This window comes from Pseudomonas sp. G3-39, from assembly GCF_054790485.1.
Map to the genome: position 1 here is coordinate 4,129,862 of NZ_CP186497.1, position 25,730 is coordinate 4,155,591.

The 25,730-nt window shown below is 60.2% G+C and carries 29 protein-coding genes; 14 read left to right on the forward strand and 15 right to left on the reverse strand.

Features of this window, described 5'->3' with window-relative positions; translation table 11 throughout:
* Positions 1 to 34 precede the first annotated feature (34 nt).
* Positions 35 to 430, reverse strand: coding sequence for a peptide-methionine (R)-S-oxide reductase MsrB (gene msrB / locus ACOYXG_RS18415; protein WP_460353264.1), 396 nt, complete (start codon positions 428 to 430; stop codon positions 35 to 37).
* 223 nt (positions 431 to 653) lie between these two features.
* Between msrB and ACOYXG_RS18420 the strand changes: the two genes are divergently transcribed.
* Entirely contained in the window at positions 654 to 1,865 is a 1,212-nt protein-coding gene (locus tag ACOYXG_RS18420; RefSeq protein WP_003226761.1) for a pyridoxal phosphate-dependent aminotransferase, read from the forward strand.
* A gap of 304 nt (positions 1,866 to 2,169) precedes the next feature.
* The gene (htpX, locus tag ACOYXG_RS18425) at positions 2,170 to 3,057 is read left to right on the forward strand and encodes a protease HtpX (protein ID WP_007964827.1); all 888 of its coding nucleotides are present in this window, start codon (positions 2,170 to 2,172) and stop codon (positions 3,055 to 3,057) included.
* A 183-nt stretch (positions 3,058 to 3,240) separates the two neighbouring features.
* Here htpX and ACOYXG_RS18430 read toward each other — a convergent pair whose 3' ends face one another.
* The gene (locus ACOYXG_RS18430; RefSeq protein WP_336839302.1) at positions 3,241 to 3,894 is read right to left on the reverse strand and encodes a thiopurine S-methyltransferase; all 654 of its coding nucleotides are present in this window, start codon (positions 3,892 to 3,894) and stop codon (positions 3,241 to 3,243) included.
* Positions 3,895 to 3,998: 104 nt separating this feature from the next.
* Between ACOYXG_RS18430 and ACOYXG_RS18435 the strand changes: the two genes are divergently transcribed.
* Positions 3,999 to 4,766 (forward strand): DODA-type extradiol aromatic ring-opening family dioxygenase, encoded by a 768-nt coding sequence (locus tag ACOYXG_RS18435; protein ID WP_460353269.1) that lies wholly within the window; start codon positions 3,999 to 4,001, stop codon positions 4,764 to 4,766.
* A gap of 117 nt (positions 4,767 to 4,883) precedes the next feature.
* Here the strand turns inward: ACOYXG_RS18435 and ACOYXG_RS18440 are convergent, their stop codons facing one another.
* Entirely contained in the window at positions 4,884 to 6,557 is a 1,674-nt protein-coding gene (locus ACOYXG_RS18440; RefSeq protein ID WP_027613439.1) for a DEAD/DEAH box helicase, read from the reverse strand.
* Positions 6,558 to 6,978: 421 nt separating this feature from the next.
* Here ACOYXG_RS18440 and ACOYXG_RS18445 point away from each other — a divergent pair, with 421 nt between their 5' ends.
* A complete protein-coding gene (locus tag ACOYXG_RS18445; RefSeq protein WP_134787011.1) occupies positions 6,979 to 7,770 on the forward strand; it encodes a crotonase/enoyl-CoA hydratase family protein in 792 nt (263 codons plus the stop codon).
* A 119-nt stretch (positions 7,771 to 7,889) separates the two neighbouring features.
* Here ACOYXG_RS18445 and ACOYXG_RS18450 read toward each other — a convergent pair whose 3' ends face one another.
* A complete protein-coding gene (locus ACOYXG_RS18450) occupies positions 7,890 to 8,645 on the reverse strand; it encodes a spermidine synthase (protein WP_027613441.1) in 756 nt (251 codons plus the stop codon).
* Positions 8,646 to 8,798: 153 nt separating this feature from the next.
* Here ACOYXG_RS18450 and ACOYXG_RS18455 point away from each other — a divergent pair, with 153 nt between their 5' ends.
* Positions 8,799 to 10,145: a class II 3-deoxy-7-phosphoheptulonate synthase gene (locus tag ACOYXG_RS18455; protein WP_007964815.1), complete on the forward strand. Its 1,347-nt coding sequence runs from the start codon at positions 8,799 to 8,801 to the stop codon at positions 10,143 to 10,145.
* A gap of 117 nt (positions 10,146 to 10,262) precedes the next feature.
* On the opposite strand, the gene ACOYXG_RS18460 is transcribed toward ACOYXG_RS18455, so the two are convergent.
* Together ACOYXG_RS18460 and ACOYXG_RS18465 are read right to left on the reverse strand one after the other, a co-directional pair.
* Positions 10,263 to 11,489 carry a winged helix-turn-helix domain-containing protein gene (locus ACOYXG_RS18460; protein ID WP_330206485.1) on the reverse strand — a complete coding sequence of 409 codons (1,227 nt, stop codon included), beginning with the start codon at positions 11,487 to 11,489 and terminating at the stop codon, positions 10,263 to 10,265.
* A gap of 64 nt (positions 11,490 to 11,553) precedes the next feature.
* The gene (locus ACOYXG_RS18465) at positions 11,554 to 11,775 is read right to left on the reverse strand and encodes a DUF1127 domain-containing protein (RefSeq protein ID WP_007964812.1); all 222 of its coding nucleotides are present in this window, start codon (positions 11,773 to 11,775) and stop codon (positions 11,554 to 11,556) included.
* A 96-nt stretch (positions 11,776 to 11,871) separates the two neighbouring features.
* Here ACOYXG_RS18465 and ACOYXG_RS18470 point away from each other — a divergent pair, with 96 nt between their 5' ends.
* Positions 11,872 to 12,726 carry a LysR substrate-binding domain-containing protein gene (locus ACOYXG_RS18470; RefSeq protein ID WP_025113145.1) on the forward strand — a complete coding sequence of 285 codons (855 nt, stop codon included), beginning with the start codon at positions 11,872 to 11,874 and terminating at the stop codon, positions 12,724 to 12,726.
* Here the strand turns inward: ACOYXG_RS18470 and ACOYXG_RS18475 are convergent.
* Positions 12,716 to 13,465 carry a sulfite exporter TauE/SafE family protein gene (locus ACOYXG_RS18475; RefSeq protein ID WP_027613445.1) on the reverse strand — a complete coding sequence of 250 codons (750 nt, stop codon included), beginning with the start codon at positions 13,463 to 13,465 and terminating at the stop codon, positions 12,716 to 12,718. The two genes, ACOYXG_RS18470 and ACOYXG_RS18475, sit on opposite strands and share 11 nt — an antisense overlap.
* 110 nt (positions 13,466 to 13,575) lie before the next feature.
* Here ACOYXG_RS18475 and ACOYXG_RS18480 point away from each other — a divergent pair, with 110 nt between their 5' ends.
* The 3 genes from ACOYXG_RS18480 (at position 13,576) to ACOYXG_RS18490 (ending at position 15,810) form a co-directional block, all read left to right on the forward strand.
* The gene (locus ACOYXG_RS18480; RefSeq protein ID WP_096794959.1) at positions 13,576 to 14,532 is read left to right on the forward strand and encodes a LysR family transcriptional regulator; all 957 of its coding nucleotides are present in this window, start codon (positions 13,576 to 13,578) and stop codon (positions 14,530 to 14,532) included.
* A gap of 73 nt (positions 14,533 to 14,605) precedes the next feature.
* Positions 14,606 to 15,070: a MarR family winged helix-turn-helix transcriptional regulator gene (locus ACOYXG_RS18485; RefSeq protein WP_096794958.1), complete on the forward strand. Its 465-nt coding sequence runs from the start codon at positions 14,606 to 14,608 to the stop codon at positions 15,068 to 15,070.
* A 320-nt stretch (positions 15,071 to 15,390) separates the two neighbouring features.
* Positions 15,391 to 15,810: an organic hydroperoxide resistance protein gene (locus ACOYXG_RS18490; RefSeq protein ID WP_333989037.1), complete on the forward strand. Its 420-nt coding sequence runs from the start codon at positions 15,391 to 15,393 to the stop codon at positions 15,808 to 15,810.
* A gap of 190 nt (positions 15,811 to 16,000) precedes the next feature.
* Here ACOYXG_RS18490 and ACOYXG_RS18495 read toward each other — a convergent pair whose 3' ends face one another.
* Complete coding sequence (locus ACOYXG_RS18495; RefSeq protein WP_003226785.1) at positions 16,001 to 16,570, reverse strand: elongation factor P; 570 nt, start codon at positions 16,568 to 16,570, stop codon at positions 16,001 to 16,003.
* A gap of 48 nt (positions 16,571 to 16,618) precedes the next feature.
* Complete coding sequence (earP, locus tag ACOYXG_RS18500) at positions 16,619 to 17,761, reverse strand: elongation factor P maturation arginine rhamnosyltransferase EarP (RefSeq protein ID WP_460353276.1); 1,143 nt, start codon at positions 17,759 to 17,761, stop codon at positions 16,619 to 16,621.
* A gap of 124 nt (positions 17,762 to 17,885) precedes the next feature.
* Here earP and ACOYXG_RS18505 point away from each other — a divergent pair, with 124 nt between their 5' ends.
* Together ACOYXG_RS18505 and ACOYXG_RS18510 are read left to right on the forward strand one after the other, a co-directional pair.
* On the forward strand, positions 17,886 to 18,296 hold the full coding sequence (locus ACOYXG_RS18505; protein ID WP_041069540.1) for a hypothetical protein: 411 nt from the start codon (positions 17,886 to 17,888) through the stop codon (positions 18,294 to 18,296).
* 2 nt (positions 18,297 to 18,298) lie between these two features.
* Positions 18,299 to 18,781 (forward strand): GreA/GreB family elongation factor, encoded by a 483-nt coding sequence (locus ACOYXG_RS18510; protein ID WP_003226791.1) that lies wholly within the window; start codon positions 18,299 to 18,301, stop codon positions 18,779 to 18,781.
* A 9-nt stretch (positions 18,782 to 18,790) separates the two neighbouring features.
* On the opposite strand, the gene cysB is transcribed toward ACOYXG_RS18510, so the two are convergent.
* From cysB to ACOYXG_RS18535, 5 genes are all read right to left on the reverse strand, one after another.
* Positions 18,791 to 19,765, reverse strand: coding sequence for an HTH-type transcriptional regulator CysB (gene cysB / locus ACOYXG_RS18515; RefSeq protein ID WP_007908591.1), 975 nt, complete (start codon positions 19,763 to 19,765; stop codon positions 18,791 to 18,793).
* A gap of 113 nt (positions 19,766 to 19,878) precedes the next feature.
* On the reverse strand, positions 19,879 to 20,382 hold the full coding sequence (locus ACOYXG_RS18520; RefSeq protein ID WP_027613453.1) for a universal stress protein: 504 nt from the start codon (positions 20,380 to 20,382) through the stop codon (positions 19,879 to 19,881).
* A gap of 98 nt (positions 20,383 to 20,480) precedes the next feature.
* On the reverse strand, positions 20,481 to 21,386 hold the full coding sequence (locus ACOYXG_RS18525) for a 5'-nucleotidase (protein ID WP_027613454.1): 906 nt from the start codon (positions 21,384 to 21,386) through the stop codon (positions 20,481 to 20,483).
* 28 nt (positions 21,387 to 21,414) lie between these two features.
* On the reverse strand, positions 21,415 to 22,371 hold the full coding sequence (locus tag ACOYXG_RS18530) for a putative 2-dehydropantoate 2-reductase (RefSeq protein WP_027613455.1): 957 nt from the start codon (positions 22,369 to 22,371) through the stop codon (positions 21,415 to 21,417).
* Positions 22,372 to 22,758, reverse strand: a complete 387-nt coding sequence (locus ACOYXG_RS18535) for a thioredoxin family protein (RefSeq protein WP_115989230.1) — start codon at positions 22,756 to 22,758, stop codon at positions 22,372 to 22,374.
* On the opposite strand from ACOYXG_RS18535, the gene ACOYXG_RS18540 reads away from it, so the two are divergent.
* On the forward strand, positions 22,757 to 23,200 hold the full coding sequence (locus ACOYXG_RS18540) for a PilZ domain-containing protein (RefSeq protein ID WP_003226800.1): 444 nt from the start codon (positions 22,757 to 22,759) through the stop codon (positions 23,198 to 23,200). The genes ACOYXG_RS18535 and ACOYXG_RS18540 overlap by 2 nt on opposite strands.
* 129 nt (positions 23,201 to 23,329) lie before the next feature.
* Complete coding sequence (locus ACOYXG_RS18545; protein ID WP_027613457.1) at positions 23,330 to 24,406, forward strand: 3-deoxy-7-phosphoheptulonate synthase; 1,077 nt, start codon at positions 23,330 to 23,332, stop codon at positions 24,404 to 24,406.
* Positions 24,407 to 24,466: 60 nt separating this feature from the next.
* Here ACOYXG_RS18545 and ACOYXG_RS18550 read toward each other — a convergent pair whose 3' ends face one another.
* The gene (locus tag ACOYXG_RS18550; RefSeq protein WP_003226804.1) at positions 24,467 to 24,748 is read right to left on the reverse strand and encodes a GNAT family N-acetyltransferase; all 282 of its coding nucleotides are present in this window, start codon (positions 24,746 to 24,748) and stop codon (positions 24,467 to 24,469) included.
* Positions 24,749 to 25,383: 635 nt separating this feature from the next.
* Between ACOYXG_RS18550 and oprI the strand changes: the two genes are divergently transcribed.
* Positions 25,384 to 25,635, forward strand: coding sequence for an outer membrane lipoprotei OprI (oprI, locus tag ACOYXG_RS18555; protein WP_025113130.1), 252 nt, complete (start codon positions 25,384 to 25,386; stop codon positions 25,633 to 25,635).
* The last annotated feature ends 95 nt before the right edge of the window (positions 25,636 to 25,730 follow it).

Below are 25,730 nucleotides of genomic sequence, written 5' to 3' on the forward strand. Positions count from 1 at the left end.
TATCCGAATGGCGACCCGCAGGTCGCCCGTCCGCTTACTCGCGCGGCTCGAGATTCAGGCACACCGAGTTGATGCAATAACGCAAGCCAGTCGGTGGTGGACCATCGGGGAACACGTGGCCCAGATGCGCATCGCAGCGGGCGCATTTGACCTCGGTGCGGATCATGCCGTGGCTGGTATCGCGGATCTCGGTCATGGCGCTTTCGCCGATCGGCGCGTAGAAGCTCGGCCAGCCGCAGCCGGAATCGAATTTGGTCGTGGAGTCGAACAGCGGCTCATTGCAGCAGACGCAGTGATAGACACCGTCGATTTTGGTGTCGTTGTATTTGCCGGAAAACGGCCGTTCGGTCGCACTGAGACGGCACACGTTGTACTGCTCGGGGTCGAGCATCGCCCGCCATTCTTCCAGGGTTTTTTCCAACTTTTCCATCATCACACCTCAGCGGCTGAAAAAGCCCGATCTGTACCTTTTCCACGGATCGGGTGGCACGTATGATTGCGCCTCGTCACACGCCAGTCTGGCAGCCAGACCGGGCGCATTCAAACGGATTCTCGGCGCCATGGCGCAAGACTCCGCCTGTGCGAAGACGCAGGAATCCCAGTACGGTTGGCCATCCGCCGTCTGGATCGTTCATTTTCGGGATCACATCGCCATGCAGTTCAGCAAATCGAACAAGCTCGCCAACGTCTGCTACGACATTCGCGGCCCGGTGCTCAAGCACGCCAAACGTCTGGAGGAGGAAGGCCAGCGCATCCTCAAGCTGAACATCGGCAACCCGGCGCCGTTTGGTTTCGAAGCGCCGGACGAAATTCTTCAGGATGTGATCCGCAACCTGCCGACCGCCCAGGGCTACAGCGACTCCAAAGGCCTGTTCAGTGCACGTAAAGCGGTGATGCAGTACTACCAGCAGAAGAATGTCGAAGGTGTCGGCATCGAAGACATCTACCTGGGCAACGGCGTGTCCGAGCTGATCGTGATGTCGCTGCAGGCGCTGCTCAACAACGGCGACGAAGTGCTGGTGCCGGCCCCAGACTACCCGCTGTGGACCGCCGCCGTGAGCCTGGCCGGCGGTAACGCCGTGCACTACCTGTGCGACGAGGGCGCCGACTGGTTCCCTGATCTGGCCGATATCAAGGCCAAGATCACCCCGAACACCAAGGCCATGGTGATCATCAACCCGAACAACCCGACTGGCGCGGTGTATTCGAAGGAAGTGCTGCTGGGCATGCTGGAAATCGCCCGCGCGCACAACCTGGTGGTGTTCTCCGACGAGATCTACGACAAGATCCTCTACGACGACGCCGTGCACATCTGCACCGCTTCGCTGGCGCCCGATCTGCTGTGCCTGACCTTCAACGGCCTGTCGAAATCCTATCGCGTGGCGGGTTTCCGCTCCGGCTGGATCGCCATCTCCGGGCCGAAACACAATGCCCAGAGCTACATCGAAGGCATCGACATGCTGGCCAACATGCGCCTGTGTGCCAATGTCCCGAGTCAGCATGCGATTCAGACCGCCCTCGGCGGCTATCAGAGCATCAATGACCTGGTGCTGCCGCAGGGCCGGCTGCTGGAGCAGCGCAACCGTACCTGGGAGCTGCTCAACGACATTCCGGGCGTCAGCTGCGTCAAGCCGATGGGCGCGCTGTATGCGTTCCCGCGGATCGACCCGAAAGTCTGCCCGATCCACAACGACGAAAAATTCGTCCTCGACCTGCTGCTCTCCGAGAAGCTGCTGGTGGTGCAAGGCACGGCCTTCAACTGGCCGTGGCCGGATCACTTCCGCGTGGTGACCCTGCCCCGCGTCGACGATCTGGAAATGGCCATCGGCCGCATCGGCAACTTCCTCAAGTCCTACCGCCAGTAACCGGTCAACGGTGCGCAACGGCCCGAACGTTGCGCACTGTCTGATTCAGCAACACTTCTGCTCTCCCCGCCTCGCTGCGCCTTCTACACTTGCGATTCATAGGGCCCACCCGCCTCTGGCGCAGTGGCGGCGGGTAACGGCTGGCTGTCATCCCTTTCGGTTTTGGCCGTGGGCAATGACCTGCCGACTCGGGAATCCGCTGTAGGACACAGTTTGAAATAGTCACTCGGTTGAATCACCCGGTGCCGCACCTTATATACCCCGCAGTACGCTACATCTTTAGCTTGAGGAGATTTCTACAACCATGATGCGCATCCTGCTGTTTTTGGCCACTAACCTGGCGGTCGTGCTGATAGCCAGCATCACCCTGAGCCTGTTCGGCTTCAACGGGTTCATGGCGGCCAACGGGGTTGATCTCAACCTCAGTCAGCTGCTGGTTTTCTGTGCGGTCTTTGGTTTCGCCGGTTCACTGTTCTCGCTGTTCATCTCCAAGTGGATGGCGAAGATGAGCACCAGCACCCAGATCATCAGCCAGCCACGTACCCGGCATGAGCAATGGCTGCTGCAAACCGTCGAGCAACTGTCCCGCGAAGCCGGGATCAAGATGCCCGAAGTCGGTATTTTCCCGGCCTACGAAGCAAACGCCTTCGCCACCGGCTGGAACAAGAACGACGCGCTGGTCGCGGTCAGTCAGGGCCTGCTCGAACGTTTTTCGCCAGATGAAGTGAAAGCCGTTCTGGCCCACGAAATCGGTCACGTGGCCAACGGTGACATGGTCACCCTGGCGCTGATACAGGGCGTGGTGAACACCTTTGTGATGTTCTTCGCGCGGATCATCGGCAACTTCGTCGACAAGGTGATTTTCAAGAACGAAGAAGGCCAGGGCATTGCCTACTACGTGGCGACGATCTTCGCCGAACTGGTACTGGGCATTCTCGCCAGCGCCATCGTCATGTGGTTCTCGCGCAAACGCGAATTCCGTGCCGATGAAGCCGGCGCACGTCTGGCCGGTACCAATGCGATGATCGGTGCATTGCAACGCCTGCGCGCCGAACAGGGCCTGCCGGTGCACATGCCGGACACCCTCAACGCATTCGGCATCAACGGCGGCATCAAACAAGGCTTTGCCCGCATGTTCATGAGCCACCCGCCGCTGGAAGAGCGTATCGACGCGCTGCGTCGTCGCGGTTGATTCGACCGGTGTGACCATGAAAAAGGCCCGCAGTGATGCGGGCCTTTTTTGTACATGCGAATAATGGTTGTTGCTGATGACCTCTTCGCGAGCAGGCTCGCTCCCACATTGGATTCTTGTATACAGATCTAGTGTGGGAGCGAGCCTGCTCGCGAAGGGGCCGGCACTGTCAGCAAAAATGTATCACGAGGAAACCCGGTAAACCCGCTCCTCCAACCGCGTCACCCCCGCCTGCAGGAACCTGACACTCTCCGCCAGCACATCCTGCTCCTCAAGCACCTGCACCTGCCAGACTTCGCCCAGCAAGCGCTGCACCTCATCATCGCTCACCGCAAACGGTGGCCCGGACATCTGCGCCTGATCGTAATCCAGGGTGATCAACAACCCTTGCACACTGTGCGGCAGGATCTGCTGCAAATGCGCCGCATAGCGCTCACGCATCGGAGCCGGCAAGGCAATCAGCGCTGCCCGGTCGTACAACGCCGCGCAATCCGCTACATCGTCGGCTGTCAGCGCAAAGAAATCACCGCACCACAACTCGATGGAATCGGCGCGATAGATTTTGAACGGCCCCTTGGCAATGACCTGCGGCGTTACCTGATGCTCACTGAAAAAATCCTCGACGGCCTTCAGCGACAGCTCGACTCCGAGCACCTGATGCCCGCGCCCGGCCAGCCACAACAGATCCAGGCTTTTCCCGCACAGCGGCACCAGCACCCGGGTCTGGGCCGGGATCGCCAGTTGCGGCCAGTGCCGCTGCAGATACGGGTTCACCTCAGGCAAATGAAAGCCGATCTGATTGGATTCCCACTTCTTGTGCCAAAACTCAGGCTGCATGCATCACCCCAAAAAATTCGATCAAAAGGCGTTAAAACTTATATTAGATTTAGATCAATGATCTGACTGAAGATGAGGCCATCTTACCGCTCAGGAACCTTTCCATGTTTCCCAGCCTGTTTATCTCCCACGGCTCACCGATGCTGGCACTGGAACCCGGTGCCAGTGGCCCGGCGCTGGCGCGTCTGGCGGCCGAACTGCCGCGGCCTAAAGCCATCGTGATCGTCTCTGCCCACTGGGAAAGCCAGGAACTGCTGGTCAGCAGCAATCCTCGTCCGGAAACCTGGCATGACTTCGGCGGCTTCCCGCGTGCCCTTTTCGAAGTGCAGTACCCGGCACCGGGCAATCCGCAACTGGCAGCCGAAGTGGCTGAATTGCTTGACGCCGCGCATCTGCCGGCACGCCTCGATCCGCAACGACCGTTCGATCACGGCGTCTGGGTGCCGCTGTCGCTGATGTACCCGCAGGCGGATATTCCTGTGGTGCAGGTGTCGCTGCCGAGTCGCGGCGGCCCGGTGTTGCAAACCTGTGTCGGACAAGCGCTGGCGAGTCTGCGCGAGCAGGGCATTCTGCTGATCGGCTCCGGCAGCATCACCCACAACCTGCGCGAACTGGACTGGCACGCCGGCCCGGAAAGCGTCGAGCTGTGGGCACGGGACTTCCGTGACTGGATGATCGACAAGCTGGCGGCCGACGATGAGGCGGCACTGCACGATTATCGTCAGCAGGCGCCCAATGCGGTGCGCAGCCATCCGAGTGACGAGCATTTGCTGCCGCTGTATTTTGCCCGTGGCGCGGGAGGTGAGTTCCGCGTAGCGCATAAAGGTTTCACGATGGGCGCGCTGGGTATGGATATTTATCGCTTCGGTTGACGTCATCGCTGGCAAGCCAGCTCCCACAGGGTTGTGGGGCGAGGCAAAAAGCAGGCAAAAAAAATCCCCGAACCAGTCGGGGATTTTTCATGTTCGATCAATCAGCCCAAGGGCGGATCAATCTTCGCGGTAGCGACGCAGTTTCAGCTGCTTGCCAGCGACGCGAGTGTCCTTCAGCTTGGTCAGGAGTTTGTCCAGACCATCTTCCGGCAGCTCGACGAGGCTGAAGCTGTCACGCACCTGGATGCGACCGATCGCTTCGCGGGCCAGACCACCTTCGTTGAGGATCGCGCCCAGCAGGTTCTTGGCGGCGATACCGTCACGCGCACCCAGCGCGGTACGGCAACGGGCACGACCTTCGCCCAGAGGCATTGGCGCGCGACGCTCGCGGTCACCACGCTCAGGACGATCACCGGAACGCTCAGGACGGTCGCCACGCGGTGCATTGTTTGGCACCAGTGGGCGTTCCTTCTCGATCGCCGCCAGGTTCAGCGCTTGACCGTTGGTAGCCTTGCGCAGCAGAGCTGCAGCCAGTGCACGCGGAGTGCAACCGATGTCGGCAGTCAGGCGATCCAGCAGTTCGCCGTGAGTCGACTCAGCATCAGCGACCAGCGGCGACAGGCTGTTGGTCAGTTTCTTGATGCGTGCATCGAGCACAGCCTGAGCGTCCGGCAGACGCACTTCGGCAACTTTCTGGCCGGTGACACGCTCGATCACTTGCAGCATGCGGCGCTCACGTGGAGTCACCAGCAGCAGTGCGCGACCTTCGCGACCGGCACGGCCGGTACGGCCGATACGGTGCACGTAGGATTCCGGGTCGTACGGCATGTCCACGTTGAATACGTGGGTGATGCGCGGAACGTCCAGACCACGGGCAGCCACGTCGGTCGCGACAACGATGTCCAGGCGGCCATCTTTCAGCGAGTCGATGACGCGTTCACGCTGGTTCTGGGCGATGTCACCGTTCAGCGCAGCGGCCTTGTAGCCTTTGGCGTCGAGGGCACTGGCCAGATCCAGGGTCGCTTGCTTGGTGCGCACGAACATGATCAGCGCGTCGAAGTCTTCCACTTCCAGCAAGCTGAGAACGGCGGAGGTCTTCTGGTCAGCGTGAACCAACAGGTGAGCCTGTTCGATCGCGGTAACGGTCTGGGTCTTGCTCTGGATCTTCACGTGCTTCGGATCGCGCAGGTGGCGCTCGGCGATGGCACGGATCGACTGCGGCAGGGTTGCCGAGAACAATACGGTCTGACGGGTTTCCGGCATGGCCTTGAAGATCACTTCCAGGTCGTCCATGAAACCGAGTTTGAGCATTTCGTCTGCTTCGTCCAGAACCAGGTGGTTCACGGTAGCGAGGACTTTTTCGTCGCGACGCAGGTGGTCGCACAGACGGCCCGGAGTGGCGACAACGATCTGTGCGCCATTACGGATTGCTTTCAATTGTGGGCCCATCGGCGCGCCGCCGTAGACAGCCACAACAGTTACGCCCGGCATTTGCTTGGCGTAAGTTTCGAAAGCGGTTGCAACTTGTAGCGCCAACTCACGAGTTGGGGCCAGGATCAGAGCTTGCGGCTCGCGCTTGGACGGATCAATGCGGTGCAGGATAGGCAGGGCAAAGGCAGCGGTTTTACCGGTACCGGTTTGCGCCTGACCAATCATATCGTGACCGGCGAGGATGATCGGGATCGACTGCTGCTGAATGGCCGAAGGCTCTTCATAGCCGGTAGCGACTACTGCAGCGACAATATTGGGATGAAGTTCAAGAGCGGCGAAGCCGCCGATTTCCTGGGTCATGGGTCTGCCTCTAAGTGCATCCGCAAAGACCCATGCTCCAAAGCTGCACATGCCGTGTTGAGACTCAAGAGTCGCCCTGGCAGCTTTGTCGGCGGGGATTTGCGAAAACGTATGAATGAAAAAGAATCGTCAAGGAAGAGCCCGCAGTGCGGACGTGCAGCCGAAGCTGACTTCGGGGAATTGCGCTACCTAAACGCGGCCCGGTTAAAGGCCGGCGCGCACTATACCGGAATTTGCCCAAAAAGGGAGCTTTTTTTATCAGCTGAATCGCTGTGTCACCGCTGTGTAACGGGGTTTTGCGGATAATCGTGCGAAGGTCTATTTTGCAAAGGCCCGGCCCTGCGGGTGATGACGCTTAAACGATTCACCGATGTGCGGCATACCGTCGCTGCACCCGCCCTTCCCGCCCGAGGATTTCTCCATGAATCAGCCCTGCCCCGGCCGCGTCAGCCGTGAACGCCGTGGTCATGTCCACCTGATCGGCCTTGACCGGGCCGCCAAACGCAACGCCTTCGACCTCGATCTGCTCAATGACTTGAGCCTGGCCTACGGCGAGTTCGAGGCCGACAGCGAGGCGCGGGTGGCGGTGGTGTTCGGGCATGGCGAACACTTTACCGCCGGTCTGGATCTGCTCAACGCCAGCGCCGCCCTCGCCGAAGGCTGGCAGGTTCCGACCGGCGGTTGCGACCCATGGGGTGTTTTCGTCGGACCGCGAGTGAGCAAACCGGTAATTGTTGCTGCGCAAGGCTACTGCCTGACCATCGGCATCGAGTTGATGCTGGCCGCGGATATCAACCTGTGCGCGAGCAATACCCGCTTCGCGCAAATGGAAGTGCAGCGGGGGATTTTTCCGTTTGGTGGCGCGACATTGCGCTTTCACCAAGTGGCCGGTTGGGGCAACGCGATGCGCTGGTTGCTGACCGGCGATGAGTTTGATGCCCACGATGCGTTGCGTCTGGGTTTGGTGCAGGAAGTGATGGCCAGTGAGGATCTGTTGCCCCGGGCGATCGAACTGGCCGAACGGATTGCCCGGCAGGCACCGTTGGGGGTGCAGGCAACGCTGATGTCGGCGCGCCAGGCGCGGTATGAAGGCGAGACGGCGGCGGCGCAGGGATTGCCGGCGCTGGTGAAGAAGTTGCTGGGAAGTGAGGATGCCAAGGAGGGGGTGCGGTCGCTGGTGGAGCGGCGCCCGGGCATCTTCAAAGGGATCTGAAATATTCGCGGGTTATCAGGCCCTCTTCGCGAGCAGGCTCGCTCCCACAGAAAATTGTGTGAGTGCCACAGGCCCCATGTGGGAGCGAGCCTGCTCGCGAAGGGGCCATCACTGGCAACTCATGTCGCCGGGCGAATCGCCTTGATCAACGACTGTAGCGAATAACCCAGCCGTGGCGCCAGCACTTCGGCGCGGGCGGTCAGCGCCTGCATGTCGAGTTCCTGATCCAGATCCGCCGGCACAATCAGAATCACATTGCCCTCCTTCACCGGCAGCTCCCAGTAATGCCGGTGATAGAGCCCGCGCAACAACGCCGCGCCCAACGGTTTGCCGTCATCGGTAGCCCACTGGTTGATCACCAGCCAGCCGCCCGGGTTCAGACGCTTCTGACAGTCGCCGAGAAAACTCCAGGCCAGGTGCCCGACACCTGGGCCGACATCGGTGTACAGATCGACAAAGATCAGATCCGCAGGCTCGGCCGTCGGTAGCAGTTCCAGCGCATCGCCGACCCGAATGTAAAGGCGCGGGTCGTCATCCAGGCCGAGATATTCGATCGCCAGGCGCGGCACGTCCGGACGCAGTTCGATAGCTTCGACGTCTTCCAGCGGCAGGAACTTGAGGCAGGCCTGGGTCAGCGTGCCGGCACCGAGGCCGAGAAACAGCGCGCTCTCCGGTTGCTCATGGCACAACGCGCCAATCAGCATCGCCCGGGTGTAGTCATATTCGAGCCAGCTCGGATCGGCGGTGAACACGCAGCTCTGCTCGATGGCATCGCCAAATTCCAGAAAGCGGTAATCGGCCACTTCCAGCACGCGAATCACGCCGAACTCATCCTGTACCTCGGCGAGCAACAGCTCGACGCGCTCCTCAGTCATTTCGTCTCCTGATGGTCACCGGGCGCGGTGACGCGATGGCACCGCTGCGGCGCCGTGGCAAAGCGGCGATTGTCGGTGATGGGGCGGGAGCAGGTCACGCACTAATTACTGCTACCATGGGCTTCCCGTGCGTAGAACCAATTAGAGACCGTGATGAGCCAACCGTGGAGCCCTGACAGCTGGCGCGCCCTGCCGATCCAGCAACAACCCCAATACCCTGACGCGGCGCATCTGCGCCAGGTCGAGCAGACCCTGGCCAGTTATCCGCCGCTGGTGTTTGCCGGCGAAGCACGCGAGCTGCGCCGTCAATTTGCCGAAGTGACTCAGGGCCGGGCGTTCCTGCTGCAGGGCGGCGATTGCGCGGAAAGCTTTGCCGAGTTCTCGGCGGCGAAGATTCGCGACACGTTCAAAGTATTGCTGCAAATGGCGATCGTCATGACCTTCGCCGCCGGTTGCCCGGTGGTCAAGGTCGGGCGCATGGCCGGCCAGTTCGCCAAGCCGCGCTCGGCCAACGATGAAACTATCGACGGCGTGACCCTGCCGGCCTACCGTGGCGACATCGTCAACGGTATCGGCTTCGACGAAAAGAGCCGCGTGCCGGATCCGGAGCGCCTGCTGCAGTCGTACCACCAGTCCACCGCCACCCTGAACCTGTTGCGCGCCTTCGCCCAGGGCGGTTTTGCCGATTTGCATCAAGTGCACAAGTGGAACCTGGACTTCATCGCCAACTCGGCACTGGCCGAGAAGTACAGCCACCTCGCCGACCGCATCGATGAAACCCTGGCGTTCATGCGCGCCTGTGGCATGGACAGCTCGCCGCAACTGCGCGAAACCAGTTTCTTCACTGCCCACGAAGCGCTGCTGCTGAACTACGAAGAAGCCTTCGTGCGTCGCGACAGCCTGACCAACGATTACTACGATTGCTCGGCGCACATGCTGTGGATCGGCGACCGCACCCGTCAGCTCGACGGCGCTCACGTCGAGTTCCTGCGCGGGGTGAACAACCCGATCGGGGTGAAAGTCGGCCCGAGCATGAACCCGGATGATCTGATTCGCCTGATCGACGTGCTCAACCCGGACAACGATCCGGGGCGCCTGAACCTGATTGCGCGGATGGGTGCGAACAAGGTCGGCGATCACCTGCCGGCGCTGATCCGCGCGGTGCAGCGTGAGGGCAAGCAAGTGCTGTGGAGCTCCGACCCGATGCATGGCAACACCATCAAGGCCAGCAGCGGCTACAAGACCCGCGACTTCGCGCAGATCCTGGGTGAGGTGAAGCAATTCTTCCAGGTGCACGAAGCCGAGGGCACTTATGCCGGCGGGATTCATATCGAGATGACCGGGCAGAATGTCACCGAGTGCATCGGTGGTGCGCGGCCGATCACTGAAGACGGGTTGTCGGATCGTTATCACACCCACTGTGACCCGCGGATGAATGCCGATCAGTCGCTGGAACTGGCGTTTTTGATCGCGGAAACCCTGAAACAAGTCCGCCGCTGAATCAGTCAGATTTTTAGCGTCGGGCAGGCCGCCTTCGCGAGCAAGCCCGCTCCCACACTGGATCTGTGTCGTACACAAAACCCATGTGGGAGCGAGCCTGCTCGCGAAGAGGCCAGCTCAGTCACTACAGACTTCAGCCAATGCCACCCGCAACCGCCCCGCACTCTCGCGCTGACAATTAAGCTGCACTCGCGCAAGCCCCAGCCAATCGGCCATCTGCCGCAAATTCAACGCCAGCGCCAGCATCCCCTCTTCGTCCAGCCCCGGCTCTTCCTCGTGCACTGCATGCACCGCCAATCGTCCCGACGCCCGCTCGGCGCGCAGATCGACCCGCGCCGCAATCCGCTCATTGTGCAGAAACGGCAACACGTAGTAGCCGTAGACCCGCTTGTCCTGCGGCGTGTAAATCTCCAGCCGATAGCGGAAGTCAAACAAGCGCTCGGTGCGACTGCGCTCCCAGATCAGTGAATCAAACGGTGACAACAGCGCACTGGCGACGACTTTTCGCGGGACTTTCGGCTCTGGCAGGCAGTAGGCGATATGTCGCCAGCCAGCGACTTCGCAGGTCTGCAATTGCCCGTCCTCGACCAGCTCCGCCAGACGCGGTCGCGCATCGCCAGGGTTCAAGCGGAAATAATCGCGCAGATCCTTTTCCGTGCCGACGCCCAATGCCTGGGCCGCGTGCAGCAGCAGACCACGTTGTGCTTCGGCTTCATCCGGCAACGGCTGCTGCAGAATCGTTGTCGGGATCACCCGCTCCGGCAAATCATACAAACGCTCAAAACCGCGGCGGCCGGCGACGGTCACTTCACCGGCGGCGAACAACCATTCCAGCGCATGCTTTTCCGCGCTCCAGTCCCACCATTGCCCGGCCTTGTCCTCGCGGGTCGACAGACTGCCGGCGCCCAATGCACCGCGCGCCTCAACCGCGCTTAAAACCCGGCGCACGACGTCCTGCTGCTCAAGACCAAACTTCGCCAGTTGCTGATAGATGTCTCTGCCAGTTCTGGCCCGCTGCATCCGCCACCCCATCAACGGATACATCGCCAGCGGCAGCAACGACGCTTCGTGGCCCCAGTATTCGAACAGCGTGCGCCGACGGCCCGAACTCCAGGCAGCCTGGTCGAGCAGATCGGAAGAATAGGAACCCAGACGGGAAAACAGCGGCAGATAGTGCGAGCGCACCACGGCGTTGACGGAGTCGATCTGCAACAGCCCCAGCCGTTCGATCAGCCGGTTGAGTTGCGGCGCCTTGACGGTCGGCGGCTGGCGCCCATTGAACCCTTGGGCAGCCAGCGCCAGACGTCGCGCCTGTTTGAGGGAAAAGGCCAGAGTCGCGGGCATGAGCATCTCCTTGTCTGCTCGCAACCTACCTCACCTGAAAGTGGTTTGTGTAGTAAGGCCCTGATCATTTATGCATCGGATCGTCCCAGAACGGCCGGATGGCCTCGTGCTCGACGTCGGCACGGCTGACCCCGATGTCCTTCAGCGCTTCGTCGCTCAGGCTGGCAAGCAACTCACGCTCACGGTGCAGTTCGTACCAGCGGCTAAACTTGTGCAGCAGGTCGGAAACGATATGGCCGTGGCCAGAAAATTTTGTGTCGTCTACATACTCTCTTTGACCTTTCATCGTGTTGCCCTCCTTGTGGATGGCTCAAGTCTCGCGCTGGCGCTAAGATCAATCCAACGAATGTTTCTGATGGCATTCATCACGGAGATTCATCAATTGTCGGCCTACCCCAGTATCGATACCGATGTCCTGCGCACCTTCGTCGCGATTGCCGATCAAGGCGGGTTTACCCGCGCCGGCGAAATGGTCAACCGCACGCAATCGGCGGTGAGCATGCAGATGAAGCGCCTCGAAGAAGACGTGCTGCAACGTCAGTTGTTCGAGCGCGACGGCCGCCAGGTACGTCTGACCGCCGAAGGCCAGGTGCTGTTGGGTTATGCGCGACGCATCCTGAAATTGCACAGCGAAGTGTTCAACACGCTGCGCGAGCCGCACATGGTCGGCACCGTGCGCATCGGCACGCCGGACGATTACGTGATGCGGTTTCTGCCGGGGATCCTCTCGCGGTTCGCTCAGTTCTACCCGCTGATCCAGATCGAGGTGCATTGCGAGTCCAGCAAACAGCTGTTGCAGCGCACCGATCTGGACCTGTCGATTGTCACCCGCGAGCCGGGCAACGAGATCGGTCAGTTGCTGCGTAAGGAGCGTTTCGTCTGGGCCGAGGCGCAGAATTTCAGCGCCCACGAGCAGACGCCGTTGCCGCTGGCCATGTTCAACAGTGATTGTTTCTGCCGTTTGTGGGCGTGCAATGCGCTGGACGCGATGGGCCGCGACTACCGCATCGCCTACAACAGCACCAGTCTGTCGGCGCTGATGGCGGTAGTGAGCGCGGGTCTGGCGATCACCGCGCAACTGGAAAGCCTGATCACCCCGGACATGCGCATTCTCGGCGCCGCCGAGGATCTACCGCTGTTGCCTGAGGCCAGCATCATGCTGATCCGCAACCTGAACAATCCGTCGCCGATCACCGAATGCCTGGCCGAACACATCGTCGAAGGCTTCAAACTTTAAACGCGAGCATCACCGCGCACAGCACCAGAAAACCGCAGAACAGCCCGCGCAGGAGCCTTTCCGGCATGGCGTGGGCGACTTTCACCCCCCAACTGATGCTGGCCAGACCGCCGATGGCCAGCGGCAGGCCGATCATCCAGTCCACTTCGTGATGCACCGCGTAGGTCACCAGGGTCACGCCGGTGCTTGGCAACGCCAGAGCCAGCGACAAGCCTTGAGCAACCACTTGGCTGGTGCCGAACAGACTGGTCAGCACTGGCGTCGCCACCACGGCCCCGCCGACACCGAACAAACCGCCCATGGTCCCGGACGCTGCGCCCAAAACACCGAGCCATGGCCATGAGTAACGCATTTCGGAGGTCACGGCGGTTTTCTTGCCGAACATCTTCAGCAGGTTGTACGCCGAGAGCACCACAAGGAAAGCGACAAAGCCGATACGCATGGTTTGCGCATCGATGCCCACCGCCCAGATCGAACCGATCCACGCAAAGCAAAAACCCATGACCGCCAACGGCAGCGCATGACGCAGCTCGATGCGATTGCGCTGATGATAGCGCCACAGCGCCAGCATCACGTTCGGCACCACCATCACCAGCGCCGTGCCTTGGGCGATCTGCTGATCGAGGCCAAACCACACGCCCAGCAGCGGGATGGCGATCAAACCACCGCCGATGCCGAAGATCCCGCCCAATGTGCCAAGGGCGGCGCCAAACAGCAGGTACAACAAAAACTCGATCACAGCGATGTCCTCATCCGTCAGGCGATTCATCCTACGCAGTCGAGGCTGGCGGGGAAACGCACAGCAACGCACAATGGCTATGCCAATGTCGCACAAGCACCGTAGCACTCATGAATCCCAATCAGTTGACCGAACAGCTCGGACTGTTTCTCGATGTACTGGAGAGCGGCAGTTTTTCTGCAGCTTCTCGTCGGCATCCGCTGACGCCTTCCGCCGTGGCGCGGCGCATCGACAGCCTGGAAAGCGCGGTCGGCAGCCAGTTGTTCATTCGCAGCACCCACGCCGTGCGGGCGACCCCGGCAGGTCTAGCGTTTGCCGAGCGAGCACGACGCATCGTCAGCGAACTGCAACTGGCCCGCGCCGAGGCGGTGTCGTTGAGCAGTGCGCCGGAAGGCTTGATTCGCATCGATGCCCCGGCCGCTTTTGGTCGCCGCCATCTCGCGCCGGTCATCGCTGACTTTCTGGTGCTGTACCCGGGCCTCGACGTGCAGTTGCACCTGATCGACAGCTTCATCGACATGCACGGCTCGAATCTGGGCAAAGTCGATCTGGTGCTGCGCGCCGGGCAAATGGCCGATACGCGGCTGGTCGCCACGCCGCTGGCGAGCATGGTGCGCATTGCCTGCGCCAGCCCCGACTACCTCAAACGCCGTGGCGCACCGCGCCATCCCGCGCAGTTGAGTGAACATGACGGGCTGGATTGGGAAGGTCTCGCCCCGCCCTTCGCCTGGCGCTTCGAACTGGACGGGCAAATGCAACTGCATCGCCCCGCGCGCATCCGCATGAGCGCCAACAATGCCGAAGCGCTGGTGTGCGGTGCTCTGGCCGGGCTGGGCATCGCGCATTTGCCGACCTGGCTGGCCAGTGAGTACCTGCTGCGCGGCGAACTGCTGCCGCTGTTCTGCGAGAACGGCCTGCCGCAACCGGAAAGCACCGGCATCTATGCGCTGCGCATGGAACAGCAGACCCACTCGCGCAGCCGTCTGCTTCTGGAATACCTCAAGACCCGCTTCAGCCCGGTGCCACCGTGGGATCTGGCGCTGCAACGCGAGCTGGGCCGACACTAGATCCTGGATAATTATCTGGCGCATTAAACATTCGGGCGCTAGATTCAAGCCCATCACCGAACAAGGCTTTGCCATGACCACCGAACGCGACACCCCCGACAACTGCGATCACCTGCTGCTGGATAATCAGGCCTGCTTCGCCCTGCATTCCACTTCGCTGATGATGACCAAGGTCTACAAGCCGCTGCTGCAAGCGCTGGGCCTGACCTATCCGCAGTATCTGGCGATGATGGTGCTGTGGGAAAAGGATGGTTTGACCGTGGGCGAAATCAGCACGCGGTTGCTGACCGATCCAGGCTCGCTGACACCGTTGCTCAAACGGCTAGAAGGTGAAGGCTTGCTCAGCCGCACGCGCAGTCGTGAAGATGAGCGTGTGGTGATTGTCGAGTTGACCGAGCAAGGTCGAGCACTGCGCGACAAGGCGCAAACCATTCCACAATGCATCCTCGGCGCCAGTGGTTTCACCCTCGAACGCCTGCAGAAGCTTCAATCTGAGTTGCAAGCCCTACGCAACCATCTGCAAAACAGTTTGGCCTGAGCCCGCCACTGTAGGAGTGAGCCTGCTCGCGATAGCGGTGAACGCGCCGCCATCGTGTTGACTGCTGCATCGCTATCGCGAGCAGGCTCACTCCTACAGGTAATCTCGTTGTCTGAAAAATATTTTTCCACGCCTGACCTTCCCGCCATCCTCTCTAAACCGCGCCTTCCAGGCTAACCAAACGAACCAGTCCTTCGTCGAAGCGCATATTTTTCAGAAAATTATCTTGCGCACTAAACATTAGCGAGCTACATTCCTATCGCACTTACTTAGCGCGCAAACAATTAGCGCAAAAACAGACACCCAACGAGGCCCACACCATGCAAACTCTCTACACTGCAATCGCAACCTCCACTGGCGGCCGTGATGGTCGTGCGATCTCCAGCGACAACATCCTCGACGTCAAACTCGCTACCCCGAAAGAACTCGGCGGTGCCGGCGGCGCAGCGACCAACCCTGAGCAACTGTTCGCTGCCGGTTACTCGGCCTGCTTCATCGGCGCACTGAAATTCGTCGCCAGCCAGACCAAACGCAAAATCCCCGACGATGCCTCGATCACTGCTCATGTCGGTATCGGCCAGATCCCTGGCGGCTTCGGTCTGGACATTGACCTGCACATCAGCCTGCCGGGTCTGGAACAAGCCGACGCGCAGACACTGGTCGACGCGGCGCACCAGGTCTGCCCGTACTCCAACGCCACCCGTGGCAACGTTGACGTACGCCTGCACACCACCGTTTGAGAACAACACCAATCCACTGTGGGAGCGGGCTTGCTCGCGAATGCGGTGTGTCATTCAACACACAGGTTGTCTGACCGGGCCTATTCGCGAGCAAGCTCGCTCCCACAGGGTCCGGTGGTAGACGTGGAACCGCAGGCACAAAAAAGCCCGACTCAATGGTCGGGCTTTTTCTTTCCGTAAAAAGCAGTGCTTATTTGGCACGGCCTTTGTAGGAACCGCCTTCGCGGGTATCGATCTCGATCATGTCGCCGATTTCGATGAAGTCAGCAACCGACAGCTCGGTACCGTTCTTCAGCTTGGCAGGCTTCATCACCTTGCCGGAAGTGTCACCGCGAGCGGAACCTTCGGTGTAGTCAACCTGACGCACGATGGTGGTCGGCAGTTCTACGGAAACCAGACGCTCTTCGAAGAACACGGCTTCGCAAACGTCGGTCATGCCTTCTTCAACGAAAGGCAGAACGCTTTCGATGTCTTCGGCGTTCAGTTCGTACATGGTGTAGTCAGTGGTGTCCATGAACGTGTAGGTGTCGCCGCTGATGAAGGACAGGGTCGCTTCTTTGCGGTCGAGGATCACGTCGTCCAGCTTGTCGTCCGCACCGTAAACGGTTTCGGTCTTGTAACCGGTCAGCAGGTTCTTCAGCTTGGTCTTCATGATCGCGCTGTTACGGCCCGACTTGGTGAATTCAGCTTTCTGAACCAGCCAAGGATCGTTGTCGATACGGATCACGGTACCGGGTTTGAGTTCTTTACCAGTTTTCATTGCGAATATCCGAATTTGGATGGGATTTACAAAAATCTAGGCCGCGTATCATATCCAATTTAGGTAAAACTGTACCAGCGCTGCGGCAAGATCCGCCTGCAAGCCTTGTTCCAGACACCACGCCTCGGCGTTTTCCTGCAGTTCTGGCCAGTGTTTACGGACCTGGAGCCAGTGCTCGCCAATCGGTTTCCCGGCACTCCAGGCCCGCCACAGACCGCTCATCGCCTCGGCAGCGGCCGGGGAAAGCCCTTTGGTGTAGAGCGCGAGAAAGGCATCGAGCTTGTCGAGGTGAATGTCTTCGTCCTGCTGATAGATGTGCCAGAGCATCGGTCGCCCGGCCCACTGTGCACGGACGAACGAGTCTTCACCGCGCACCGCGTTGAAGTCGCAGCACCACAGCAACTGATCGTATTGATCCTGACGGACGAACGGCAGCACCTGCACCGTCAGCGCCTGACGCACGTCCAGATCGCCGACAGCCAACGCATCGACCCCGAGCCAGCGCGCAACGTCACCGAGAATCCGCCCTTCCGGCACCAGCAGATGGGTCGGCGTGCTGTCGGCCGCCAGCAGATCCAGCCAACTGGCCAGCCCGGCATTTTCATAGGCGAACAATGAGATCAGTTGTGCGTCCGCTGCGCGATCTACGCCCAGGCCTTGCAGGAATTGTCGCTGCGCAGCCGCGTCCTGCTGAAATTGCCGACGCCGCTCAAGCAGACCGCTTTCACGCAGCAAGCCGCCCGTCCCCGGCTGAAATCCGGGAAAGAAAAAGAATTTCTGCACCGACTTGTACTTCACCGACGGCAAACCGTGACAACCGGTGACCCAGTCTTCGGCGCTGAGGTAATCGAGGTTCATCCACAGCGGTGGCTGTTGCCGCTCGGCCATGGCGTCCATGTACGCCGATGGCAGCTGACAGGCAAATGCGGCGATCACCACGTCCGCCGCCTCCGTCTGCGGCCAGTCGCTCGGCCAATGCCGCACCTCGACGCCCTGCTGCGATTGCTGCGCCAGGTGGATGTCGATCTCGGGGCAGATACGTTCAAAGGCGCGCAGGTCATCGACCCACAGGCGCACCGCCAGCCCATGCTCGGCTACCAGTTGCCGGGCCAGACGCCAGGTCACGCCGATGTCGCCATAGTTGTCGACCACGGTGCAAAAAATATCCCAGCGGGTTTTCGGTATCGGCATGCAAGACTCCCGTTGGCAAAAGCGCTGATTGTCCGCATAAATGACCTCGCGCAGAAGAGCCGACGGCGATTAATCTTCGTGCGACAATCGCCACTTGCCCGCAATCATCCGCCAGGAGGCAGCCATGCCCTATCGCCCCAACCCGCGTCGCCCGTTGCCCGTTCAGCTTAGCGCGCTGCAACTGACCGGCAGCATTGCCCTGGGCATGTGGCTGGGTTTTCTGGCCATTGCCCTGACTTGCTGGCTGATTTCGCGTTTTGTGTTGACCGAGCAACTGGCACCGGTTGCTCAGGCGGTGCAGCAACTGGCCAAGCCGCCAGCGGCCGTTCAGGTACAACCGGACATTCCGCCACAGAGTCCGCTGTTCGAACAGTACGAAGAAAACCTGCGCAAGAACGAGCAGCAGGCGCGCCTGGATCAGGCTCGCGGCAGCAGTCGCAACCAGTCAAATCCGAAATGCCAGTTCTGGCTGCAACAGGACCAGACCGCGCCGAGCGAAAAGAGCCGCGCCAACGTTTTGCAATTTTGCGATTGATCATGAACAAACACACCGTCCATCAACTGATTCTCGACAAACTGCGCGTCGACCTCGACATCGCCGAACGCGCCGCGCAGACCGCTTACGAAACCGCGACCCACGAAGAGAACATCGCCGAGAACAAATACGACACGCTAGGGCTTGAGGCTTCCTATCTGGCGGCGGGTCAGGCGAAACGGGTCGAGGAAATCCGGCAGTCACTGGCGCTGTGCCAGAACCTGACACTGCGTGCCTATGACGAAAATCGCGGCATCGAGATCGGCGCCCTGCTCGGTCTGGAGGACGAAAAGGGTCGCGAGCAATGGCTGTTTCTGGCCCCGGATGCGGCGGGCCTGAAAGTCGATGTGGTGGGTCAGCCGATTACCGTCATCACCCCGCGCTCGCCGCTGGGCAAAAGCCTGCTGGGCAAGTTCGAGGGCGATGAAGTGGAGATCCTGGTGGCGGGCACCCGGCAACAGTTTGCTGTCACCGAGGTGCTTTGAGGCAGGGTCTTAGTGGACCGGCAGTTCGACGCCGTCGAACAGCTCTTCCAGTTCCTGCTTGTTGTGGCACTGGATGGCTTTGGCCATCACTTCGCGGGTCAGGTGCGGGGCGAACTTCTCGATGAAGTCGCACATGAAACCTCGCAGGAAAGTACCGCGACGGAAACCGATCTTGGTGATGCTCGACTCGAACAGCTCGCTGGCATCCAGCACCACCAGGTCGTTATCGAGCTTGGTGTCGACCGCCATTTTGGCAACGATGCCCACACCCAGGCCCAGACGCACGTAGGTTTTGATCACGTCGGCGTCGGCCGCGGTGAACACCACTTTCGGCGTCAGGCCACGATGACTGAAGGCTTCGTCGAGTTTCGAACGGCCGGTGAAACCGAACACGTAAGTCACGATCGGGTATTCGGCCAGCGCTTCGAGGGTCAGCTTCGGCAGCTTGGTCAGGGGGTGGCCCTGGGGCACGACCACGCAACGGTTCCAGCGATAGCACGGCATCATCACCAGATCACCGAACAGCTCCAGCGCTTCGGTGGCGATGGCGAAATCGACGGTGCCGTCAGCGGCCATCTCGGCGATCTGCATTGGCGAACCCTGGTGCATGTGCAGCGCCACGTCCGGGTATTGTTTGATGAAATTGCTGATCACCGGCGGCAATGCATAACGCGCCTGGGTGTGGGTGGTGGCGATCGACAGGGTGCCTTTTTTCTCGTTGGAGAATTCCTGGGCAATCTGCTTGATGCTTTCGACCTTGCGCAGGATTTCGCCTGCGGTGGTGATGATGCGCTCGCCGGCCGGGGTGACGCGGGTCAGGTGCTTGCCACTGCGGGCAAACACTTCAACGCCAAGTTCGTCTTCCAGCAGGCGGATCTGTTTACTGATACCCGGTTGCGAGGTGTAAAGGCTTTGGGCGGTAGCGGAAACGTTGAGGTCGTGGTGCGCCACTTCCCAGATGTAGCGCAATTGTTGAAGCTTCATATGTATCCCTCAAAGCAGGTAGACGCCACGGGCATCAGCGACGGTATATAACTATATTAATGGTTTGATGAATAAATCTAGAACTTTTTTATCAAAAGGCCATTATTCCCGCTTCAGCGATCCCCCCGGCGCCGGCGCTCCACCAATGGCACCAGATAAACCGGCACCTTGGCCAATTGCAGGACCCGAGTCGCCGTGCGCCCCAAAGGCGTTTCCGCCCCTACGCCGTGGCTGTGAGTGCCTACGATCAGCAAATCCACAGAGAGTTTCTGCACCTGGTCGAGAATCACCTGCGCCGGATCGCCCTGCACCACCCGAACCGCGCAAATCCGCTGCAGATCCTGCTCGCCCTCGTCGCCCAGCTCTTCGCGAAAACTGTCCAGCACCCGTTGCTCGATATTGGCGATGACAGTTTTCAGACCCTGACTGTGAAATTCGTTCAATGCCTGTTCGTCGAGATAACTCTGCAACACCGACTCGGCAAACAGCCCCATGGGCTCCACTGCATGCACCACATACAAGTCGGCATTGAATGTCCGCGCCAGCGCCAGGGCATGCTGCATCACTAAAGGTGCGTACAGACCGAGGTCAGTGGCATACAGCATCGAACGAATCATATGACCTCCTCGCGTGCCAACATGGCGGAGATTTGATTCAGCTTAGCAGTGCCTTGGCGAGTACGACGTGCGACGCAACGTCTTGAAGCACTGGGGCTTTAGATCGACGGTTCGTTACTGATGCCATGCGGTACGTGACCGGTGGCGACCACTTCGCGGGCGGCCTCGCAGTGGCCGGTCTGATCGTCGAAGAACACATCGGCAGCGAAGGCTTCGAGAAACGCCGATTTGGTCAGCCCGCCGAGAAACAGCGACTCGTCGAGGCGGATGTCCCACTCGCGCAAGGTGCGGATCACCCGCTCATGCGCCGGCGCCGAACGCGCGGTAACCAGCGCCGTGCGAATCGGGCAGTCGTCTTCGGGGAACTCGCGTTGCAGCGCATTGAGTGCCGCCAGAAACCCCTTGAAAGGCCCACCGCGCAATGGCTCGCGCGCCGACTCGCGTTCCTTTGCCTGAAACGCCAGCAGCCCGCCGGCCTGATAAACGCGCTCGGATTCGTCGGAGAACAACACCGCGTCGCCGTCGAAGGCGATGCGCAACTCATCACTGGCCGCGCGACTGGCGCCGCCGGAGAGAATCGTCGCCGCGGCAAACCCGGCGTCCAGCGCGGCGCGCACATCCTCGGCGTGGGTGGACAGAAACAAGTCACAGCCAAACGCTTTGAGATAGGGATACGGACTGCGCCCGCCGACGAAGGCCGCCCGCGAGATGTCCAGCCCATAATGATCGATCGAGTTGAACGCGCGCAGGCCGGTGTCGGCACTGTTGCGCGAAACCAGAATCACCTCGACCCGGGCGCGGTCGAGGCGACTGTTGAGGCTCAGGAGTTTTTCCACCAGCGGGAATGCATCACCGGGCGCGAGAATTTCGTCTTCGTGTTCAATCTGGTATTGCCGATAGGCTTCGACGCCGCTCGCCAGATAGACCTTATGACTCTCGCTCAGGTCGAACAAGGCGCGAGACGAAATCGCCAGCACCAGTTTGTCATCGATGTTCTTGGCCATGCCTACCCCCACTCCCCCGAAAACCGACTCAAGTGTTGCGTCGGTCGATAAAACTCAATGTGCGATACAGCGCTTCGATCCGTGGCAACTCACAGCCTGCCGCTTTGGCTGCGGCCAGTGGCCGGGCATAAATCGCCTCCAGTTCCAGCGGCCGTTTATGCAGGAAATCGTGGTACATGCTCGGCCAATAGTCGGGCATTTTCTCGGTCATCATGAACAGGTACTCGGCGTAACCGGGCGGAACGTCGTGACCGCAGGCCCTGGCGCCCTGCACCACTTCGGCCATCAACGCCTGGATCAGCGCGCGACTGTCCGCGTCGGCCATCAGCGGCGTGGTGCCGGCGCCGAGCAACACCGAGAGACCGTTGTAGGGAATATTCCACACCAGTTTCTGCCAGCGCGCCTGTTGCAGATTGGGCATCGCCTGCGAATCGATGCCAGCGGCGCGGAACAGACCGGCACCCTCCTCGACCAGCGCCATGCGCGCCGCTTCATCCGCCGCCGGGCCACTGTGATAGCCGACATTCACCGCACCCAAGGCCTGATGGGTGATGTGTCCCGGCCCTTCGCGATGCACGCAGATCAGGCACAGACCACCGAGCAGATGCAGGGAATCGGGTAGCAACTCGCGCAAGCTGTCTTCGACGTCCAGACCGTTCTGCAGCACCAGCACTTTCGCGCCGGGCCTGGCCGCAGCAATGATCGCCGGGGCCAGACCAGCGCTGCTGGTGGTCTTGGCGCCGACCAGCAACCAGTCGCAAGCCGGCATGTCCTCGGCCTTCGCATACGCCTGCACCGGGTTCAGCGTCAGGGTGCCATGCACGGCACTGTCCACCTGCAAACCACGTTCGGCCACCGCCGAGAATTCACTGCGCAGTAAAAAGTGCACATCGAAACCGGCCCGCGCCAGCATCAGACCGTAAAACCCGCCAATGGCCCCGGTGCCGATAATCCCGATCACCGGTTTGCTGTCTGCTCCCACCATCTATGGCAACTCCTCTGCAATTCGACCCAGCGCCTGCGCCACTGCCGCGTTCAGCGCAACGGCGGTCAGACGCGTGTGCAATGCCCCAAAGAACTCGCCGTCGCGCACCACAAACAGCGCCGGCAAATGAAAGACCTGATAACGCTCCACCAACCCGCCGTTGTCGCCGGCATCGATCCAGCACAGGCGATCCACCGCCAGCTCGAACCCGGGCAACACCTCTCTGGCATAGCGGCAGCTGGAACAGCCGACGCTGGTGAAAATCACCAGCGAAACGCCGCTCATCGCCAGCAGCCGCTGGTCGGCGTCGAAATCGGTCAGCTCGGATTCGACCACTATACTGGGTGAAACAATGTCAAATGGCCGACACAGGGAGTCTGTGCTCATGGGACGTTTCATTCCTCATCCGGACGAAGTGCCGGTTGAATTAACCTTGCTCAAGCCCGAGTGTATTTCCAGGCAACAGCTGCACACTATCAGCCTCGGCGGGATCGCTTGCAATTATCACCGCGCCTGGCGCCACGGCACGGCGCTGCAGGTGCGCATGCCGACACTCAACGCCGAGATCTGTTATCCGGGCTATGTCGCGTGGTGTCTGCGGCGCAAAAAGGGCTATCTGGTGGGGATCGCGTTCACCGATGAGCAGACGCTGTTCAGTGCCCGGATGGGCGAACAGGTGTGCCAGATCGAACGTTATTGCCGCATGAACGAGGCCCACGACGATCTGCAGGATATTCAGGCGCTGGCCCTGCAATGGGTCGAACAACACGCCGACGAGTTCTCCCACGACAGCGTGCGCAAGGCTTTTGCCCAGCCAGTGCTGGATTAAAGCGGCGTTTGCCCATTGTCGAGCCGCGTCTGACGCGCTAAGGTTCGGCTCCCCGACGCGCTTAAATCTGCTGTGCTCCGCCGCGCGGGGATCGCTGGCGGCCGGCACCCGTGACCTGACGAGTAAACGATGGCTGATTTACCGATCAACGACCTAAACGTCGCCTCTAACGAGACCCTGATCACTCCCGATCAGCTCAAGCGTGATATCCCTCTGAGCGATGCTGCGCTGCGCACCGTCACCAAGGGCCGCGAAGTCATTCGCAACATTCTTGATGGCACCGACCACCGTCTGTTCGTAGTGATCGGCCCGTGCTCGATCCACGATATCAAGGCTGCCCACGAATACGCCGATCGCCTCAAGGTGCTGGCGGAGGAAGTCTCCGACACCCTGTATCTGGTCATGCGCGTGTATTTCGAGAAGCCACGAACCACCGTTGGCTGGAAAGGCCTGATCAACGATCCGTACCTGGATGACTCGTTCAAGATTCAGGACGGTCTGCATATCGGTCGCCAGTTACTACTGGACCTGGCCGAGAAAGGCCTGCCAACCGCCACCGAAGCCCTCGATCCGATCTCCCCGCAGTATCTGCAGGACCTGATCAGTTGGTCGGCCATCGGCGCACGCACTACCGAATCCCAGACCCACCGTGAAATGGCTTCCGGCCTGTCCTCGGCTGTCGGCTTCAAGAACGGCACTGACGGCGGCCTGACCGTGGCGATCAACGCCCTGCAGTCGGTGTCCAGCCCGCACCGTTTCCTCGGTATCAACCAGGAAGGTGGCGTGTCGATCGTCACCACCAAGGGCAACGCCTACGGTCACGTGGTGCTGCGTGGCGGCAACGGCAAGCCGAACTACGATTCGGTCAGCGTCGCCCTGTGCGAACAGGCGCTGAACAAGGCGAAAATCAAACCGAACATCATGGTTGATTGCAGCCACGCCAACTCCAACAAGGACCCGGCCCTGCAACCGCTGGTGATGGAGAACGTCGCCAACCAGATCCTCGAAGGCAACCAGTCGATCATCGGCCTGATGGTCGAGAGTCATCTGAACTGGGGCTGCCAGGCCATCCCGAAAGACCTCGCCGACCTGCAATACGGCGTGTCGATCACCGATGCCTGCATCGACTGGTCCGCCACCGAGAACACCCTGCGCGGCATGCACGCCAAGCTCAAGGATGTTCTGCCGAAACGTCAGCGCAGCTGATCAGCGTTTCACGGGCATAAAAAAACGCCGGGCATTGCCCGGCGTTTTCGTGTGTGCGATTCAGATCTTGGCGGCGCGGCGCTGATGACGTTCCATGTAGCGCTCGACGTAGGAGCACGACGGGATCACCGTGTAGCCCATTTCTTCGGCGTACTGCAGCGCGCTTTCGGTCAGCGCGGCGGCAATGCCACGGCCGCGCAAGGCGTTGGGCACGAAGGTGCGATAGATATCCAGGGTCTGTTTCCCCAGATCCATATAGGTCAGGTAGGCACGATGACCGTCCACATTGGTCTCGAACTGATGACCAGCCTGGTCATGGTGGATGGACAACGCCTCGCTCATCACTACTCCTCGCGGGTCTCGAATTCTGACCCCTACCTTACCGATGTTTTTCCGGCGAAGGAACATCTACGCCACCCCGTGCCTGATGGACACCGAGAAAAACCACACCGGTCTCGCGCAATCGAGCACGTCATAAATAGTAGGCACCATTGGCGAAAATGCTCAAGGTGCGCTCGTCATCATGCTCGTTGAACGGGTGACTCCGATGGGCGTAGTGGCAGGCGCGGGGACGATCTTCCCCAGGCACTCGCCTGAACATTGCCGGATGTCGAGACTTAAGACGCAGCCTCTTCTTTAAAGTCACCTCAAGAGCGACAAAGATATGTGAGGTGTCATGCAAAATCGGAACAAAAGTGTAGACGAATTCATCTAGGCAGACTTGGTGCAAGACGCAGAAACAGCACCGGACAACGGGAACTTTTTCTCATTAACACGCTCAGGCCGGGGCCTGCAGCTGGATATTTTTTATACAGCCCGGTTAAAAGTTGCTCGAAAAAGAATCAACGCCTACAATTTTTTTTGCTTCTTGCGCTCCGTCAGTTTACTTACTACAAGTAATGGGTAGTATGTACGCCGGCTATTTCCTCAATCGGAGGAGAAAGCCACTTAATTGAAAGTCCTTGAAGGGGAACACGATGAACAACGTTCTGAAATTCTCTGCTCTGGCTCTGGCCGCAGTTCTGGCTACCGGTTGCAGCAGCGCATCGAAAGAAACCGAAGCACGTCTGACCGCTACTGAAGACGCAGCTGCTCGCGCTCAAGCTCGTGCAGACGAAGCATACCGTAAAGCTGATGAAGCTCTGGCTGCTGCTCAAAAAGCACAACAGACTGCTGACGAAGCTAACGAGCGTGCTCTGCGTATGCTGGACAAAGCTAGCCGCAAGTAATAATCCCTCGGGATTGTTATCAAGCCGACCCATTTTTTGGGTCGGCTTTTTTATTGCCGGTACTTTCCCCCGGGCAATAAAAAACCCGCCGACGC